Below are 218 nucleotides of genomic sequence, written 5' to 3'. Positions count from 1 at the left end.
GAGCCGGACAAGGTGGAGCGGTTCCTGGCGATCTGCGAGAAGTGGGACGTGACCGCCACCGTCATCGGCGAGGTCACCGACGGCGACCGCCTGGAGATCTTCTGGCACGGCGAGAAGATCGTCGATGTGGATCCGAAGACGGTCGCGCACGAGGGCCCGGTCTACGAGCGCCCCTACGCCCGCCCCGCGTGGCAGGACGCGCTGCAGGCCGACGACGC

At 69.7% G+C, this 218-nt stretch carries 1 protein-coding gene; it reads left to right on the top strand.

Annotated elements, in window-relative coordinates; genetic code table 11:
- Nucleotides 1-218, top strand: a 218-nt coding sequence (locus tag IH45_RS01000000144900; protein WP_032919637.1) for an AIR synthase-related protein, incomplete at both ends; no start/stop codon positions are given.

The organism is Streptomyces rimosus subsp. rimosus, assembly GCF_000720725.1.
GTDB lineage: Bacteria > Actinomycetota > Actinomycetes > Streptomycetales > Streptomycetaceae > Streptomyces > Streptomyces rimosus_A.
The sequence above is the reverse complement of the archived record's forward strand: the minus strand, read 5'-3'. Positions and strand labels throughout refer to the sequence as shown.